The 17,952-nt window shown below is 42.8% G+C and carries 15 protein-coding genes and 4 pseudogenes; 14 read left to right on the forward strand and 5 right to left on the reverse strand.

Annotation, left to right across the window (positions count from 1 at the left end):
- From FTU37_RS14935 to FTU37_RS14970, 8 genes are all read left to right on the forward strand, one after another.
- Positions 1-139, forward strand: a 139-nt coding sequence (locus FTU37_RS14935) for a zinc ribbon domain-containing protein (protein WP_180124592.1), incomplete at its 5' end; no start/stop codon positions are given.
- 86 nt (positions 140-225) lie between these two features.
- Positions 226-1,578 (forward strand): amino-acid N-acetyltransferase, encoded by a 1,353-nt coding sequence (gene argA / locus FTU37_RS14940; protein ID WP_078193276.1) that lies wholly within the window; start codon positions 226-228, stop codon positions 1,576-1,578.
- 338 nt (positions 1,579-1,916) lie between these two features.
- On the forward strand, positions 1,917-2,879 hold the full coding sequence (locus FTU37_RS14945) for a sulfonate ABC transporter substrate-binding protein (RefSeq protein ID WP_180027320.1): 963 nt from the start codon (positions 1,917-1,919) through the stop codon (positions 2,877-2,879).
- Between the two features lie 26 nt (positions 2,880-2,905).
- The gene (locus tag FTU37_RS14950; protein ID WP_180124593.1) at positions 2,906-3,895 is read left to right on the forward strand and encodes an aliphatic sulfonate ABC transporter substrate-binding protein; all 990 of its coding nucleotides are present in this window, start codon (positions 2,906-2,908) and stop codon (positions 3,893-3,895) included.
- A 33-nt stretch (positions 3,896-3,928) separates the two neighbouring features.
- Positions 3,929-5,104, forward strand: coding sequence for an FMNH2-dependent alkanesulfonate monooxygenase (gene ssuD / locus FTU37_RS14955; protein WP_180124594.1), 1,176 nt, complete (start codon positions 3,929-3,931; stop codon positions 5,102-5,104).
- Positions 5,104-5,919, forward strand: a complete 816-nt coding sequence (gene ssuC / locus FTU37_RS14960) for an aliphatic sulfonate ABC transporter permease SsuC (RefSeq protein ID WP_078190647.1) — start codon at positions 5,104-5,106, stop codon at positions 5,917-5,919. Before ssuD ends, ssuC begins: the two co-directional genes overlap by 1 nt.
- Before the next feature lie 10 nt (positions 5,920-5,929).
- Complete coding sequence (locus FTU37_RS14965; RefSeq protein ID WP_180124595.1) at positions 5,930-6,736, forward strand: ABC transporter ATP-binding protein; 807 nt, start codon at positions 5,930-5,932, stop codon at positions 6,734-6,736.
- A 347-nt stretch (positions 6,737-7,083) separates the two neighbouring features.
- The gene (locus FTU37_RS14970) at positions 7,084-7,704 is read left to right on the forward strand and encodes a TetR/AcrR family transcriptional regulator (RefSeq protein WP_078190649.1); all 621 of its coding nucleotides are present in this window, start codon (positions 7,084-7,086) and stop codon (positions 7,702-7,704) included.
- Positions 7,705-7,773: 69 nt separating this feature from the next.
- On the opposite strand, the gene FTU37_RS14975 is transcribed toward FTU37_RS14970, so the two are convergent.
- From FTU37_RS14975 to FTU37_RS14985, 3 genes and pseudogenes are all read right to left on the reverse strand, one after another.
- Positions 7,774-8,340, reverse strand: coding sequence for a 5'-nucleosidase (locus FTU37_RS14975; protein WP_111886021.1), 567 nt, complete (start codon positions 8,338-8,340; stop codon positions 7,774-7,776).
- Positions 8,341-8,457: 117 nt separating this feature from the next.
- Positions 8,458-9,534 (reverse strand): aromatic ring-hydroxylating dioxygenase subunit alpha, encoded by a 1,077-nt coding sequence (locus FTU37_RS14980; RefSeq protein ID WP_180124596.1) that lies wholly within the window; start codon positions 9,532-9,534, stop codon positions 8,458-8,460.
- A 259-nt stretch (positions 9,535-9,793) separates the two neighbouring features.
- Positions 9,794-10,934: pseudogene (locus tag FTU37_RS14985) on the reverse strand (TDT family transporter).
- A gap of 208 nt (positions 10,935-11,142) precedes the next feature.
- On the opposite strand from FTU37_RS14985, the gene ribF reads away from it, so the two are divergent.
- The 5 genes and pseudogenes from ribF to FTU37_RS15010 all read left to right on the forward strand — a co-directional run.
- Positions 11,143-12,144, forward strand: a complete 1,002-nt coding sequence (gene ribF, locus FTU37_RS14990) for a riboflavin biosynthesis protein RibF (protein ID WP_168379800.1) — start codon at positions 11,143-11,145, stop codon at positions 12,142-12,144.
- Positions 12,145-12,207: 63 nt separating this feature from the next.
- Positions 12,208-15,054 carry an isoleucine--tRNA ligase gene (gene ileS, locus FTU37_RS14995; RefSeq protein ID WP_180124597.1) on the forward strand — a complete coding sequence of 949 codons (2,847 nt, stop codon included), beginning with the start codon at positions 12,208-12,210 and terminating at the stop codon, positions 15,052-15,054.
- Positions 15,047-15,586 carry a signal peptidase II gene (gene lspA, locus FTU37_RS15000; RefSeq protein WP_180124598.1) on the forward strand — a complete coding sequence of 180 codons (540 nt, stop codon included), beginning with the start codon at positions 15,047-15,049 and terminating at the stop codon, positions 15,584-15,586. The genes ileS and lspA overlap by 8 nt, the downstream gene beginning before the upstream one ends.
- Complete coding sequence (locus tag FTU37_RS15005) at positions 15,579-16,061, forward strand: peptidylprolyl isomerase (protein WP_078190656.1); 483 nt, start codon at positions 15,579-15,581, stop codon at positions 16,059-16,061. Before lspA ends, FTU37_RS15005 begins: the two co-directional genes overlap by 8 nt.
- A 169-nt stretch (positions 16,062-16,230) precedes the next feature.
- Positions 16,231-16,440 (forward strand): annotated as a pseudogene (locus tag FTU37_RS15010) (NADPH-dependent FMN reductase); the annotation flags it as partial.
- 18 nt (positions 16,441-16,458) lie between these two features.
- Here FTU37_RS15010 and FTU37_RS15015 read toward each other — a convergent pair.
- A pseudogene (locus FTU37_RS15015) lies at positions 16,459-16,596 on the reverse strand (zinc ribbon domain-containing protein); the annotation flags it as partial.
- A 219-nt stretch (positions 16,597-16,815) separates the two neighbouring features.
- Here FTU37_RS15015 and FTU37_RS15020 point away from each other — a divergent pair.
- A complete protein-coding gene (locus FTU37_RS15020) occupies positions 16,816-17,784 on the forward strand; it encodes an IS110 family transposase (protein WP_180059010.1) in 969 nt (322 codons plus the stop codon).
- Between the two features lie 42 nt (positions 17,785-17,826).
- Here the strand turns inward: FTU37_RS15020 and FTU37_RS15025 are convergent.
- Positions 17,827-17,952, reverse strand: a pseudogene (locus FTU37_RS15025) (zinc ribbon domain-containing protein); the annotation flags it as partial.

Raw genomic sequence — 17,952 nt, forward strand, 5'->3', positions numbered from 1 at the left:
AAAAGGTAAGACAGATCTTGGAATAAGAGAATGGGAGTGCATGAGCTGTGGTACAGCTCATGATCGAGATATAAACTCAGCTCTAAACATTCTTGCGCTTGGGCATAAGCGTCTAGCTGTAGGAATCACCCTCGTTTAAGGGGGTGAGGATGTCAAATTTGCTTTCCGCTGTCATATGTTTTTGTTTAGAATCATCCATACCAAAGCGAATAAACAGGCATAGGCATGCAAACGAATATCACTGAACCATCTTCCAGCACAACCTTACAGTATGTGCATTGGTTCCGTCATTCTGCACCCTATATTAATGCGCATCGCAACAAAACCTTTGTCATCATGTTTGATGGTGAAGCGCTGCAACATGAAAATTTTCAACACATTATTCATGATATTGCCTTATTACACTCACTTGGTATTCGTCTAATTTTGGTGCATGGTGCTCGTCCGCAAATCAATCATAATTTACAAAGCAGCGGCATCCAGACACCATTTCATCATCATCGTCGCATTACCACTCGCGAATCCTTACCTGCAGTGATGAATGCTGTTGGCTCCATTCGTCTGCAAATTGAAGCCCTCCTATCTATGGGTTTAGCCAACTCACCGATGTACGGCGCGCGTATTGATGTGGTCTCAGGTAATTTAGTCACGGCAAAACCGTATGGCATTCGTGACGGTATCGATTTTCAACTGTCTGGTGAAGTTCGTTCCGTCGATATCGATGCAATTCAACGTCATTTAGATAGCCAAAATATTGTGGTGCTTGGGCCGACAGGTTATTCCACTACAGGTGAAGTGTTTAATTTATTGGCTGAAGAAGTTGCGACCAAAACCGCGATCAGTTTAAAAGCGGATAAGTTAATTTTCTTGGGCAAACAACACGGTTTGCACAATGAACATGGGCAGCTACAACGCGAAATTACACCTCATCAACTTGATCAGCATATTTTGCAATATCAAGATTCTAATCCCGATATTGCCCTGCATTTAAGCGTTGCTAAAGATGCCTCGTTACAAGGCGTACACCGTGTTCATCTTATTTCATATGCCTATGATGGCGCATTGATCGAAGAATTGTTCACACGTGACGGTTCTGGCACCATGATCACCGATGCGCATTATGAAGAAGTGCGTACTGCCGATATTCAAGATGTTGGCGGCTTAATCAATCTCTTACGCCCTCTCGAACAAGAAGGCATCTTGGTTTATCGCTCACGCGAACGTCTGGAAAATGAAATTGGACAATTTGCAGTGATTGAACGTGACGGTACGATTTTGGCTTGCGCTGCGTTATACCCGATTCCTGTCACAGGGAATGAAAAACGCTCTGCTGAAATCGCATGTGTGGCTGTGCATCCAGGTTATCGAAAATCGAATCGTGGCAGCCAAATTTTGCATTATTTAGAAGAAAAAGCGCGAGATTTAGGTATTGAACAATTGTTTATTTTGACCACACGGACAGCGCATTGGTTCCTTGAACAAGGTTTTGAACAAGTCAGTGTCGATGACTTACCGAATGCCCGTCAGGCCTTATACAACTACCAAAGAAACTCATTGGTTTGTAAAAAGTCACTTTAAAGTGGCTTTTTTTATGCGCTGAATAGCATTATTTTGCATAAGGTTATGCCGAATCCCTTGGCTATCCCCTCAAATCACTTTGCAAGCCATAGAATAACCATATCTACCATTTAAATAACCCAAATAAATAAAATAATTTCAATAACTTAAAATAATACTTCGACACATTATATGTTTTTCTAAAATCATAATTTCTCATAAGTTTTGCTGATTTTTATTTATCTTTTTTCCTGATTTTAAATTTAAGTTTTCTTATTTTTTTCGAAAAAGAAAACTCTTTAGCTTATGTGTTCATAAATCAACAGTTCTGCACATTTAGACCTTTATAGGAGCAACACATGCGTACTCACAAAGTAAAACTTTGGACAAAAACACTTGTACTGTCTACAGCGGTTGTGGGTGCCATGATGATGTCGGGCTGTGGCAAAAAAGAGGCTGATGAAAATGTCACCTTAAATATCGGCTTCCAAAAATATGGCTTATTGCCAATTTTAAAAGAACGCGGAACCTTAGAAACAGCCTTAAAAAGCCAAGGTGTAAATATCAAATGGGTGGAATTTCCTGCGGGTCCACAGCTGCTTGAAGGCCTCAATGTGGGCAGCGTGTCATTTGGTGAAGTCGGTGAAGCACCGCCTATCTTTGCTCAAGCCGCTCAAACCGATTTGGTTTACATTGCCAACCAACCTGCAGTTCCAAAAGCTGAAGCTTTAATTGTGCAAAAAGATTCGGCTATTCACAGTATTCAGGACTTAAAAGGTAAACGTGTGGCCTTAAACAAAGGCTCAAACGTGCATTACCTGTTGCTCAAGTTGTTGGAAGCCAATCAGCTTAAATTTAGCGACATCAATGTCGTGTATTTACCGCCTGCCGATGCACGAGCTGCCTTTGAAAAAGGTGCAGTCGATGCATGGGTAATTTGGGACCCGTTCCTTTCTGCCGCTGAGCATCAACTTAATGCTCGCACCATTGCCAATGGCGAAAACTTGGTGAAGAACTACCAGTTCTATTTGGCCGATCGCAAATTTGCTCAGGAAAATCCAAAAGTCCTGCAAGCTGTGGTGAATGAGTTGAATTTGACCACGCAATGGGTCTCAAAAAATCAAGATGAAGCGGCCAAGTTACTCGAAGGCAAAACCGGCTTAGGTCTAGATGTACTTAAAACATCAATTTCTCGCTTAGGCAATCAAGTGACGCCGATTACTGCACAAGTGGCGCAAGAGCAGCAGCAAGTCGCTGATGCGTTTTATAACGAAAAATTAATTCCAAATAAATTAAATATTGAGTCGGCCATTATCAAATAAGTCGACTACAGCATAAGGGCGATGCCATGCGTATTCTAAGAACATTTTCCATACTGACTTTAGCCACTTTGGCCCTTGGACTCAGTGCCTGCCAAAAACAAGAAACAGCACAGCAGGATGGTGAAAAACCAGCTGAAACAGCCGTAAAAACCTTGGTTATCGGTTTCCAAAAATCAGCCTTAAATTTACTGGTTGCCCGTGAACAAAAGCTCTTTGAACAACAATTTCCTGGCGCTCAGATTGAATGGAAGGAATTCCCTGCTGGCCCACAAATGTTAGAAGCCCTTGCGGTCGGTGCGGTGGATTATGGCTATGTCGGCAACACCCCGCCTATTTTTGCCCAAGCTGCCAATAAAGACCTGAATTATATTGGCTATGAAGTGGTGCCTGAACAGTCGCTTGCTGTCGTGATTCCAGCGGACAGCTCAATCAAAACCATTCAAGAATTACGTGGTAAACGCGTTGCTGTACAAAAAGGCTCGAGTGCGCATGAGTTATTAGCCAAGACTTTAGAAAAAGCCGGTTTGACGTGGATCGACATCCAACCAATTTGGATTCCACCAGCAGATGCACGAGCCGCATTTGATAAAAAATCAATTGATGCATGGGCCATTTGGGACCCGTTTTTATCTGCAGCGGAGTTGGATGCTCAAGCTAAAGTGCTGATTCAATCTGGTGATTTTCCAAAGACCTATTCATTTTATGTGGCAAATCCAAAAGTCGTTCAAGCACACCCTGATGCCCCAGCTAAATTTTTAAAGGCCCTAGACGCTTCCGATCAGTGGATTGTGAAGAACCAAAATGTGGCTTTAGAGATTTATCAAAACAGCACTGGGCTGCAAAAGAATATTGCTGCGCAAGCCTTTTCACGCCGATCCAAACCATCTCCTGTGCGCTCGCTGACACCCGAGGTCATACAAGCACAGCAAAATATTGCGGACTTATTTAAACAAGTCCAACTGATTCCAAACAACATTCAAGTCCAAAAGCAAGTTTGGATACCTTCATCACATTGATACCCGAGCCATCAAAAATACAAGGAACTGAACATGAAAATTTTCTGGTTTATCCCTACCCACGGTGACAGTCGCTACTTAGGAACAAGTAAAGGTGCACGCCAAGTCGATCATGCCTACATGAAGCAAATTGCAGTAGCGGTGGATAATCTTGGCTATGAAGGCGTTCTGATTCCGACAGGTCGTTCATGTGAAGATCCATGGCTTACAGCTGCAAGCTTGATTGATGCCACTAAAAATCTAAAATTTCTAGTCGCTCTACGTCCGGGGGTGACAACGCCTGCACTGACTGCACGTATGGCAGCAACATTTGACCGTTTATCTGGCGGTCGTATCTTACTAAACTTAGTCACAGGCGGTGATGAGCAAGAACTCAAGGGTGATGGTGTCTATGAAGATCATGCGACGCGTTACCAAACTGCCGCGGAATACACCACGATTTGGCGTGAAATTTTAACCCGTTCACATACTGGTGAAAGCTATACCTTCCATGGCGAACGCCTGAGTGTGGACGACGCAAAATTACTTTATCCACCGGTACAAAAACCGTATCCACCACTATGGTTTGGCGGTTCTTCAGAGGCAGCTGTTGAACTGGCAACGGATCAAGTTGACACCTATTTGACTTGGGGTGAGCCACCTGCTGCGGTAAAAGAAAAAATTGCAGTGGTGCGTGAAAAAGCCAAAGCCAAAGGACGTGAACTGAATTATGGCATTCGTTTACATGTCATTGTGCGCGAAACCAATGAAGAGGCATGGAAAGCAGCTGAAGAGCTGATCCAATATGTCGACGATGACACCATTGCAGCTGCGCAAGCCAAGTTCAAAACCATGGACTCTGTTGGTCAACGCCGTATGGCTGAACTGCACAACGGCGACCGTAGCAAATTAGAAGTATCGCCAAACTTATGGGCGGGTGTTGGCCTGGTTCGTGGTGGTGCAGGTACGGCACTCGTTGGTGATCCTGAAACTGTCGCCGCACGTATCCAAGAATATGCCGATCTAGGAATTAGCACCTTCATTTTCTCTGGTTACCCACACCTTGAAGAGTCTATCCGTTTTGCAGAATTGGTGTTCCCACTACTGCCATTGGAAACACGTCAGAAATTGGTTCAACCTAACTTAACCGGCCCATTTGGTGAGATTGTCGCGAACAATTACACACCAGATGAAAATAAAAAAGCTGAAAAGATTCAGGAGCCGGCCTAATGTCCAAAACTGTTTCTGTTGAAACCTTCAAAGCACCGAAGGTTTCACGTGGAACACAACTCGGGCAGCGTTTGCTGCCTTGGTTGTTTCCTATTGCATTAATTATTGTGTGGCAAATTGCCTCTGTTACAGGGCTGTTAGAAAGTCGTATTTTGCCTGCGCCAAGTGCGGTGGTGGTGGCCTTTTGGAACTTACTGATCAGTGGTGAACTGTGGAAGCATGTTCAAATCAGTGCAGGTCGTGCTTTGGTTGGACTTCTAGTCGGCGGTGGTTTAGGTCTTTTTTTAGGTCTGCTGAATGGTTCATCCAAAACAGCATCGACGTTACTCGATACCACGCTGCAAATGATCCGCAACATTCCTGCTCTTGCCCTGATTCCCTTGGTGATTTTATGGTTTGGGATCGATGAATCGGCCAAGCTATTTTTAGTCGCTATTGGCGTATTCTTTCCCATTTATATCAACACCTATCATGGCATTCGTTCTGTAGACCCTCAACTGATTGAAATGGGCAAAAGCTATGGTTTGAGTGGCTGGCAACTGTATAAAGAAATTATTCTGCCAGGGGCGATGCCGTCTATTTTGGTTGGTCTGCGTTTTTCACTCGGTCTCGTTTGGGTTTTGTTGATTGTGGCAGAAACCATTTCAGCACAAGCCGGCATCGGTTATATGACCATGAATGCGCGCGAATTTCTACAAACCGACATCGTCTTGGTCGGGATTTTATTGTATGCCCTACTCGGTAAATTGGCCGATGTACTGGCTGTTGCCTTAGAAAAATATTTACTCCGTTGGCACTCGGGTTACCAAAAATAAGGAGCATGTGATGACCGATTTAAGCATAAGCCGTCATGCAGACAACTCAACCCAACCTCAGCGTTCTTCAGTCGAGGATATCACCCCCCATGCGGTGTTGGGCGCAGAGATCCTGATTGAACAACTACACAAATTTTATGGCGATGTTAAAGTCCTTGAAGACCTAGACCTGCATATTCAACCCGGTGAATTCTTGGCAATTATCGGTCGTAGTGGCTGTGGTAAAAGTACCCTGCTTCGCCTCATCGCCGACTTAGAAAAACCGAGTTATGGCGAAATTAAATTTAAGTCTGCACGTCATATTCGTGAAGGCATCACCAGTGATGATATTCGTGTGATGTTCCAAGACCCTCGCCTCCTGCCTTGGCGTAGCATTGAGAAAAATGTACAACTTGGTTTAAGCAAAGACCAACACGCCAATGCTACAGCACTCCTCGAAAAAGTCGGTTTAAAAGACAAAGCGGGGCTTTGGCCAACACAGCTGTCAGGGGGGCAACGTCAACGTACTGCACTGGCACGTGCTTTGTCACATAAACCACGCATTTTGCTGCTAGATGAACCACTGGGTGCGCTCGATGCCTTAACACGTTTAGATATGCAGAATTTGATTGAAAAACTTTGGACTGAACAAGGTTTTACCGCGATTTTGGTCACGCATGATGTAAGTGAAGCCGTGCAGTTAGCAGACCGAATTATCTTGCTGGATAAAGGCCATATTGCCCAAGAATTTCGTGTCGATTTGGCCCGCCCACGAAAAAAAGGCATTGAATTTACTGAACTTGAACAACAAGTCTTACAAGCAGTCTTGGCCACTTAAGCTGTACTTGTGCAGGAAATCATCACTTAAACCGTGTGACTTCCTGTCCTATTCAAGAACAATATCGCAACAAAACCATGTTTAGCATTGAGGGGAGATTTATTGCCTGTTGACAAATACATCACAAAAATTACGATAAATCATATAAATCCATGACTAAAAATAATGATTTATTTAAATTTCACCCTAAAATGATTATTTGAAATATTATGGCATTCGTCGTATTTATTTGACCGTTGAACAGAATAAACTGCCAAAATTCATAAAATTAAAAACGATGATTGTGCACAAATCTGTTGATTTGCCGTACAATTCAATATTCCCTTTTCATTTTCTTAAAAGAGCTAATGGAACAAAAAAAGAGTACCCAGAAACGCCACCAGTTGCTTAATGCAGCACTGGATGTCTTTTCCCTGTATGGCTTCAATGGCGCCAGCTTGGATGAGATCGCACAGATTGCAGAAATGCATAAATCGAATATTTTCTATTACTATGAAAATAAAGAAGCGCTTTATGTTGAAGTTCTGACAACGGTTCTACAAAAGTGGCTTGCTCCGCTACAAATGTTGGAAGCAGACCTTGAGCCTGAAGAAGCGATCACCAATTATCTATTGCAGAAAATTGAAGTATCTCGTACCCAACCGAAAGCCTCACGTTTGTTCGCACTTGAAGTCATTCAGGGCGCACCACACATTCTTGAAATTTTAAAAGGCCCACTAAAAAAATTAGTGAAACGCAAAGCCAAAGTCATTAGCAACTGGCAAGAGCAAGGTAAAATTTCAAAAGATATTGATCCAGAACTTTTAATTCTGAACATTTGGGCAATTACGCAAAACTATGCTGACTTTGCAACCCAAATGGAAATGGTCACTGGAAAAACCTTACGTAATCGCAGTATGCAACAACGGATTATTCAACATACCGTTCATATGATGCTTTACGGTGTAATTCCACGCCCAGAAAAGTAAATTGAATTGGGTCGAATTGGCATACGACCATAGCATTCTATGGTCGCCGACCGAAATTAGCTAAATGCCTTATTTGACTGTTTGATATAATTTCAATAATTTCTTTGCGCCGAATAATAAATTTTCTTCCCAATCCAGATGCGCTGTGTCATTCGCACCATCGGTAATATATTTTACCGATACAAAGCGAACACCCAGTTTTTTACATACTTTAGCGATTGCGTAGCCTTCCATATCGACAAGATTACACGGTACTTTCGGCAGCCCAGTTTCAAAGCTGTCGCCTGTACCACAAATTCCTTTAGGCAAATGGCTAAACATGCTCTCTGGCTGAATTTCAGCAGGATGATCGGTATCCATCGGCGTCACCCCCACATCAAAACCCAAAGGCGATACATCCATATCCCGTTGTACAAATTGAGCTACTTCAACCAAAGCATGTGCATCAAAATGTGAACTTCCCGCAGTGCCCAAATTCAGCAAAGTATGACATCCGGTTTTTTGAATCACATCAAAGGCTTTAAATGCGGCATTGACTTTACCAATACCACTGTAATGTACTTCAATGCCTGCGGCTTCAAACAAGCCTTTAGATTCACTCGGCAGGGCCATAATTAAAGCGATTTGCTGACGCATAGCGGTCTCCTCAAATTGATGCCTTCATATAGCATACATTTGCACGTGCGCAGAAAAAATCAGCTTCAAAAATCACATTGCTCAGAAAATAAATTCCTCACGCAGATTTGAATGCTATCAAATTTGAAATTGCATCGGCCGCTTGCCAATAAAAGATGGTGCCAATTGTTGGTCATGACGTAAGGCATCTAAAATCTTCTCTAAGGCAATATGCGCCATATCCCCTCGTACACTATGCGAATGGGTCATTGGCATATGCTCGATCCCAGCTCTTCGCGCTGACAAAATTTTAATGTCTTGTTTGTTGACCACCCAAGTATAGGCATTCACAGCCGGCATCAATGCCTTAGACAACAATTTTGGAATGGGAAATTTATAACTAACACAGGTATAAACCCGTGACTCATACGGCCCCACAGGACTAATCAGACTATTAAACACCATACCCGACGGCTCTCCCCAATGGTATTCCACCAAGGTAATATTCGGTGCGATAAAACTGTCGCGGTGAACCTGTTCAGCACCATGCGGATTGGTCAGCCATGGCATCATGCCGATATCTGCATCATGGTCATGATAGTCAACGACTACTTTGCGCGGCCCGACATCTATGGTGGCATCTACGGCTTTTCCGGACTCTGAACGAAACCAGCCTTCATGGACAAATATAGTATGGGTCACATCCATAATATTTTGTGCAACAGCGCCCATCTCACCATCATAACTGCCGACCATGTAATAGCTGACCCAGCCGGCTTGATCATAAAACGGTAATTTAAATATTTCTGGGCGTTCCTGTTTGGGCTTTTCACCGAGATAAATCCATACCACCCCATCTTGCTCACATACATCAAAACTACGCTGTTTAAAAGGATGCGGTTTTTCTGGAAAAAATTGTCCATTGACACTAGGAATATGCGCCACATGCCCATCGCCCTGATACGACCAACCATGATATGGACATGTCACGCAGCCATCGGTCATTTTACCCTTAGACAAAGGCACACCACGATGCACACATTGATCGAGCAATGCAGCGGCTGTTCCATCTTTTTGTCGGAACAGAACAAATTTTTTACCATACAGGGTGGCTGAAAAAGGCTGATCTTTTTTGAGTTCTTTAGAGGTACAAGCGACGTACCATTCTTCTAATAATCCTTTGGCATCATCCCAAAAACGGGTTTGATTACACATAATTCGATCCTTATTTTTATCTTTTTTGTTTTAATCCATATGCCTTGCTCTAGTTCCTACACTTCAAGCAAGTTTATATCTCGAAACCTGTTGATCTCTTGAAAATACGCGCAAATTTTATACATGAATGTTTTGCTTGGATAGCAAAATAACGTAACTGCATCACACGCTTGCACAAGCTCTATATTTGTTTGCTGAAATCCGTCAAAGCCAACGCGCTATATTTTTCTTCAACGGATTTACATTCACCCGACATAATTTAAGATGTGCTCTGAGCATCACAATACGCTTTTAAACACGGAGAAAAAAATAAGCTGCCACGATAAAACCCTTGTATAGTTTTCAGCATCACCAATAACCAAAGCGTACAGAGCAAAACTGCAAAAAAGGTGCCGCACTGTTGGATAGCATTTAATTGCGTATGTTCCGCCAAATTGATGACCGCCAAACTAAAAACGCCGAATGGAAATGTCATCGCCCACCACCCGAGATTAAAGGGTAAATCTCGTAAATGTTTTAGCGTGATGAGTATAGCGATTCCAAACCACCATATACCAAATCCGAGCAGAACAAGGGCTGCGAACACGCCGCCTTGAAGCAACACCTGTCCTAAATCTGCCAAGTCTACTGCTGTCAAAATACGTGGGGCTTGCTCGCCCAAAAGTAACAGCGCTAAAGCCCCTGTCCCAATCGGTCCTAAGGCCAACCAACTGCTGATCGCCATTTCCTTACTTGGCAATTGATGTAAAGCCAGACGCAGCAACAAGATGCTTAAGATGGCAAATGCAGGAAATACTGAGATCCCCCAAAGCAGATAACTCCCCAGCAAAATATGGACAGAATGGGCCTGTGCAGATAAATGCGCCAACAATAAACCGCCTGAACTGGCAACCACCTCGCAAGCCACTATCGGCAATAACCATACTGCGGTCATGCCTTGCAGCGCATGTTGCTGACGACTAAACATCAGAAATGGAACACACCATGCAATCGCTATTGACATCAACACATCGACATACCATAAATATTCAGCCCATGTGATGATGCTCATGCCCAAAAACTCTGTGTATAGCGTGGTGCCAAATTTCAATGCGCCATTGATCAGGGTTGCCAGTGCCATGGGGATCGCCCCAAGAAATAAACTCATCACTGGATGCTGGAAAATCTGCTTGTGGGTACAATATCCATCGGCTGAGATACATCCCACTAAACAATATGAACAACACGATGCTGATCTGCCATAGCCCTGCTCCGAAGGACCACATCCACTGCGGCGCCACCGCTATAGATGGTAAAATGAGGGCCACCACACCTGTGCCCATCACCACCGTAAACCAGTTTGGGGTGAAATGACGAATCAAGTCTTGTTTATGCTGGAGTTGATAAAATGGCATTTTCATCGCATGATGCTCATCAAAATGGAATGTCTATAGTTTAAGCACACCATTAAATAAGAAAAATTGATTAATATTTATTTTTATAATTTATTTTATTGATAATAAATTCATCTTTGCATAAAAAAACTTGAGTAAAAACACAACAACAAGACGAACGCAGAAGATTATGGCAATATATAGCCCTCAAACATTTTCAACAATTGATTCGCCCATGAAGCTGCTCCGTCTGAATGCTTTAGCGCCCCACTTAGAACTCCCCAAAACTGCCGTGACCATTGGCAATTTTGATGGTGTACATTTGGGTCATCAAGCGATGGTCAGCCAGCTCAAAGACATAGCACAGCAACAAAACTTAAAAACAGCTGTGATGATTTTTGAGCCACAACCGCTTGAATTCTTTAAAGCTTATGATGCACCGCCTCGAATCAGTTCACTACGTGAAAAAGTCGAATATTTAACTGAACTGGGCGTCGACTATATTGTGGTGGCGAAATTTGACAATGCCTTTCGTAATCTCAGCGCCGAAGAATTTGCCGATATTTTAAAAAATAAACTCAATACACAAAGTTTAGTTTTGGGCGAAGATCATCACTTTGGCAAAAACCGCCAAGGCAATAGCGAATTTTTACGCCAATACGGCTTCCAAGTCACAGCCCTGCAAAATGTCGAAGTTGATGGCGAACGTGTCAGTTCGACACTGGTTCGTCAGACATTACAAGCAGGCGACCTTGCCCATGCCGCAAAACTTTTAGGTCGTCCTTATAGCATCACCGGTCGTGTGCAGTATGGCGATCAAATCGGTCGCACCATTAATTTTCCTACCATTAATGTGCGTTTAAACCGTCATAAACCTTGTTTAAATGGCATTTATGCAGTCGATGTCATTTGTGAAACCGAATCTTTAACAGATAAAGTAAAAAACGAAAATGCTGACAAATTAGGGGTTGCAGGTTATGCACCCTCTGCCCTGTTTGGTGCAGGGCATGTTGGTACGCGTCCCGCAATTAAACAGGAACATCCTGAATGGCGATTAGAAGTACATTTTCCTGATGTTTCTGCTAATCTGTATGGCTTGTTAATGCGGGTGACGTTCTTGAACTTTTTACATGGCGAAAAGGACTACCCTTCGCTTGAAGCATTGAAAGCGGGAATTGATGACGACGTCGAAAAGCTCCTTGAGTTTCGAGGTCAGCACCCTCATTTCCCCTTTTAAACCCCGATTATTTATTGTAAAACGCGTCAGTCAACGGGCTGATAAATTTGGAAGACAACTTGCATGAGCGATAAGCAAACTCCTGAAAATGCAGTGGATTATAAAGCCACGCTAAACCTCCCAGGTACTGAATTTGCGATGAAAGCAAATCTCGCAGTACGTGAAGCGAAATGGTTAGAAGAGTGGTATGCCGACAACATTTATCAGCAGATTCGTGCATCGCGTATTGGCAAGAAAAAATATGTGCTTCATGACGGCCCTCCATACGCAAATGGCCAAATTCACTTAGGTCATGCGGTAAACAAAGTCCTCAAAGACATCATCATCAAAAGCCGTGTGATGGACGGTTTTGACGCGCCGTATGTACCAGGTTGGGACTGTCATGGTCTTCCAATCGAACTGAAAGTTGAAGAAAAAGTCGGTAAAGTCGGCGTAAAAGTAGATGCTTCAACTTTCCGTAAAGCCTGCCGTGAATACGCTTACACCCAAGTCGAATTACAAAAGAAAGACTTCGTGCGTATGGGCGTATTTGGTGATTGGGACAACCCTTACCTCACCATGAACTTCAAACAAGAAGCCGACATCGTTCGTTCGCTCGGTGAAATTGCCAAAGCAGGCCATATTGAGCCGGGTCTTAAACCAGTCAACTGGTGTTTGGATTGCGGTTCTGCCTTAGCTGAAGCTGAAGTGGAATACGAAGACAAAAAATCAGATGCGATTGACGTGGGTTTTACCGTTGTTGATTTAGCTGATTTATCTGCACGCCTAGGTGTTACAGTTAGCGATTCTACAGATATCGTAATCTGGACAACTACGCCTTGGACCATGCCTGCCAACCAAGCGGTTGCTCTACACGCTGAGCTTGAATACCAATTGGTGAAAGCAACTGGCGAAGACAAAGCAGCGCAAAACTTCATCCTTGCAAAATCATTGGTTGAATCTGCAACTCAACGTTATGGTTTTAATACAGTTGAAGTAATCGCTGAATTTGCTGGTGCAAAACTTGAAAATCTAGTACTACAACATCCGTTAATTGCTGAACGCCAAGTACCAGTGATTTTGGGTGAGCATGTGACTGATGGTAGTGGTACGGGTGCTGTACATACCGCGCCAGGCCATGGTGTGGACGACTATAAAGTTGGCTTACAGTACAACCTGAAAGTCGACAATCCAGTCGGCGGTAACGGTGTATATTTACCAACTGCGCCAATTTTTGCAGGCGAACACATCTACAAAGCCAATCCAAAAATCATTGCTGCTTTAACCGAAGCAGGCAAGCTTTGGGCACATGTGGTGATCAAACATAGCTATCCACATTGCTGGCGCCATAAAACACCGATTATCTTCCGTGCAACACCGCAATGGTTCATCAGCATGGATGCAAAAGGTTTACGCCAAGGTGCATTGAACGCGATTGAAAATGACATCAGCTTCGTACCGGATTGGGGTAAAAACCGTATCCAATCGATGATTGAAGGTCGTCCAGACTGGTGTATCTCACGTCAACGTACATGGGGCGTGCCGATTCCGTTCTTTGTGCATAAAGATACTAACGAACTTCACCCGCGTACGCCTGAGCTGATCGAAGAAGTGGCGAAGCTGATTGAACAAGAAGGTATTGATGGCTGGTATAACCGTGATGCATCTGAGTTTATCGGTGCAGATGCAGAGCAGTACAATGCGGTTCGTGACACTCTAGACGTTTGGTTTGACTCTGGAACAACACACTTTGCAGTACTTCGTGAACGTGAAGAATTGCAAGACCCTGCTGACTTGTACCTTGAAGGTTCTGACCAACACCGTGGTTGGTTCCAGTCTTCATTGTTAACGTCTATGGCGATTAATAACCGCGCACCGTACAAAGGCTTATTGACTCACGGCTTCGTTGTGGACGAAAAAGGCCGCAAAATGTCGAAGTCGATCGGTAACGTGATCACGCCGCAAGACATCATTAAAGACATGGGTGCAGATGGCCTACGTTTCTGGATTGCGTCTGCAGACTACCGTTATGAAATGACTGCAGGTAAAGAAATCTTCAGCCGTGCATCAGATGGTTACCGCCGTATCCGTAACACATTGCGTTTCTTGTTGGCGAACTTGAATGGCTTCAAACCATCGACTGATGCTTTGCCTGTCGATCAATTGATCGCACTGGATCAATACATCTTGCAACGTGCTGCGGAAGTACAAAAAACTATTCAACAAGCTTATGAAGATATGAACTTCCATATCGTGACTAGCGCATTGACCAACTTCTGTATTAATGACTTGGGTGGTTTCTACCTCGACATCATCAAAGACCGTCAGTACACCACCAAAGCAGACTCAGCAGCGCGTCATTCTGCACAAACGGCGTTGTATCACTTGGTTCAGGCCTTTGTCCGTTGGATGTCTCCTATCTTGAGCTTTACCGCACAAGAAGCTTGGCCGTTGATTCCAGAGCAATCTGAGAAATATGTATTTACTGCGGAGTGGTATGACATTCCTGTAGCCTCTACAGCGAATCTGGTGACTGAAGCTGAATGGCAAACCTTGATCACCGTCAAATCTGCAGTAAACAAGTTTATTGAAGCTGCACGTACTGCAAAAACTGTGGGTTCAAACTTGTCTGCCAAAGTTGAACTTTGGGCCAATGCTGAACTGAAAGCTGTTTTAGACAAATTCGGTGAAGAACTGCGTTTTGTCCTCATCACCTCTCAAGTGATTGTTAATGAATTTGACGCAGCACAAGGCGAAGCCTCTGACCTTGACGGTTTAAATGTCAAAGTCTCTGCTGCTGACGGTGAAAAATGTGCACGCTGCTGGCATGTACTGCCAGATGTGAATACACATCACGAACATCCAGGTCTTTGTTCTCGTTGTATTATTAACCTTCCTACAGGTCAAGGCGAAGAGAGAAAATATGCCTAATCCACAAGAAAAAAAGGGCTTCTTTCAATTCTACCCACACAATTTAGTGTGGGTGGGCTTATCCATTGTTGCCATTATTTTGGATCAATGGACCAAATGGATTGCAAGTACACATCTGAACTACGCAGATCCTGTACCTGTCATGCCCTTTTTAAACTGGACATTACTACATAACTATGGCGCTGCCTTTAGTTTCTTGTCCGATGCCGGTGGATGGCAACGTTATTTCTTTACTTCACTCGCAGGACTTGTGTCTGTCATTTTTGTATTTTGGCTCATGCGTATGCCAAAAAACGTGAAAGTCCTTCCAATTGCCATTGCCCTGATTTTAGGCGGCGCAATAGGCAACTTAATTGACCGCGTATCTTTAGGTTATGTGGTGGATTTCATTCACGTGTATTACAACAACAGCCACTTTCCTGCATTTAATATTGCAGACAGTGTCATTACATTAGGCACGATTCTGCTTCTTATCGATACGTTTTTCTTAGAAAAACACCGAATTCAACGTGCGGAAGCGCAAAATGACTGATTTTATCAATCCTAACGAGGAAACTCGTATTGAAGAAGGTTCTAAAGTAGACCTTCACTTTTCTGTTGCTATTGAAAATGGCGTAGAAATTGACAATACCCGTAGCCGTGCTGAACCTGTCAGCCTTGTCATGGGTGATGGCAGCTTATTACCGGGTTTTGAGAAAGCTTTATTCGGTTTACGTGCAGGTGACCGCCGTACTGTGAGCCTTCCTCCTGAAGATGCTTTTGGTCCATGGAACCCGGAAAACGTACAAAAATTTGATACTGTCAAATTTGAGCAACGTCCTGTTGAAGGCCATATGATTGAGTTTGAAGATAAAGCCAAACAAAGTCTGTATGGGGTGATCAAAACTGTAGGTGAAGACATTACCGAAGTGGATTTCAACCACCCTCTAGCCGGTAAAAATATCACCTTTGAAGTTGAAATTTTCAAAGTGACCCCTGCCGGTCAACAAGGCGTGAAACTGATCTAAGTTTCAGCAAATGAAAGCTCCTTCGGGAGCTTTTTTTTATCACTATTTTTATAACTATTTTTATAACTATTTTTATAACTATCAATCGACTCGATACATTTTCTGTATATGCAACGGACCGAATTCATATTAATTTAATGCAAGACTTTAAAACAAGACGGGAAATAAGATGAAACTTCATATTATTGTCGGCAGTGTCCGCGAAGGTCGCACGGCAATTAAAATTGCCAACTGGCTACTTTCAGAAATCGAAAGCTATGACTACAGTACCGTAGAAACTGAAATTGTCGATTTAAAAGAATGGGATCTGCCAATTTTTGCAGGCGCACATCCGCCTTTAACAGGCATTTATGACCAACCCAAGCAGCAAGCATGGGCAGTTGACATCCTCCCCCCCTTAAAAGAGGGTGATTCCTACAGCTAGACGCTTATGCCCAAGCGCAAGAATGTTTAGAGCTGAGTTTATATCTCGATCATGAGCTGTACCACAGCTCATGCACTCCCATTCTCTTATTCCAAGATCTATCCTACCTTGTATCTTAGTTTGTATAGTGATTAGCTATCACTATATGAAAATTGTAGAGCTTGTGTTCTACCTAAAACTTCTAAGTTTGTCCGAAAGAGTAAGTCTACAATTTTCCCCTAATTACTCCTTTCAACTCTGAACGGTAACTAAGCACTTTGATGCTGTATTCACAAGGTTAGATCGTGATTAGTGAGTAATTAAAACACTATATGGATTGTAGAGGTACACATGATTACATTGGGTATTGATGTCAGTAAAGCCAAAATTGATTGTTGTATTTTTCCTTCTGGTCTAACTGGAAAGAGAAAAACCAAAAGGTTTGATAATGCACAATCTGGTTTTGTTAAACTCGTAAAGTGGTTAACCGAACTAGATGTTAATTTATCAGACACTCGGGCTGTAATGGAAGCTACATCGGTATATCATGAGAATCTAGCTCATTTTTTATATGATATGGAATTAACAATATGTATCGCTAATCCTGCAAGAGTTCGAGCGTTTGCAAAAGGATTATCAATGCTAAATAAAACAGATAAAGCAGATAGCGAAGCTCTCGTCTATTATGCAAATACTGTTAAGTTAGCAACATGGCAACCTGAGAAAGAAAATGTAAGAATATTAAAAGCTTTAATAAATAGATATGCAGTTCTTGAAGAAGACTTGCAACGTGAAAAGAATCGTTTAGAAAAGGCTCAATCTACTCAAACATTTCCACAAGTATTACTCTCAATTAATATTCGTATTCAACAACTTGAACAAGAGATTATTAGATTGGATGAAATGATCTCTAGTCATGTAAATGGTGATTCAGAGCTAAAAAATGATCTTGCTTTACTAACTACTATTCCAGCAGTAGGAAGGAAAACTGGATTGCTCATGCTAGGGTTATTACGCTCTCATCACTTTGAAAAAGCAAGTCAGGTCGCAGCTTATGTTGGTCTAGTTCCTATACATTTCCAATCTGGCAGTTCGGTCAATAAACGAAGTCGTTTATCAAAAGCAGGTGATAGTAAAATACGCTCTAGCCTATTTATGCCATCTATAGTTGCACTTCAATATAATCCCCATATTAAGGCACTGTATCAGCGACTACGTGAAAAAGGAAAGCCTAAAATGCTGATTGTTGGTGCTGCAATGCGTAAGTTAGTACACCTATGCTATGGTGTATTAAAACATCAAACTGCTTATCAAATATAAGGTAAATAATTACTAAATTAGGTTGACAGCCAAGACGGTATCTTTTGGACTACTTGAGGTGATCTCACCGCAGCACGAACAGATTTGGGTGGTATAGGCTTCTTGGACTTCTTCAAACAATACGCCTGCGTTCTCGCATTTATACTTGAGCATTGTTTTTAGTGCAGA

The sequence above is a fragment of the Acinetobacter sp. YH12097 genome (assembly GCF_013419225.1).
In the GTDB taxonomy this organism is placed as follows: Bacteria; Pseudomonadota; Gammaproteobacteria; order Pseudomonadales; family Moraxellaceae; genus Acinetobacter; species Acinetobacter amyesii.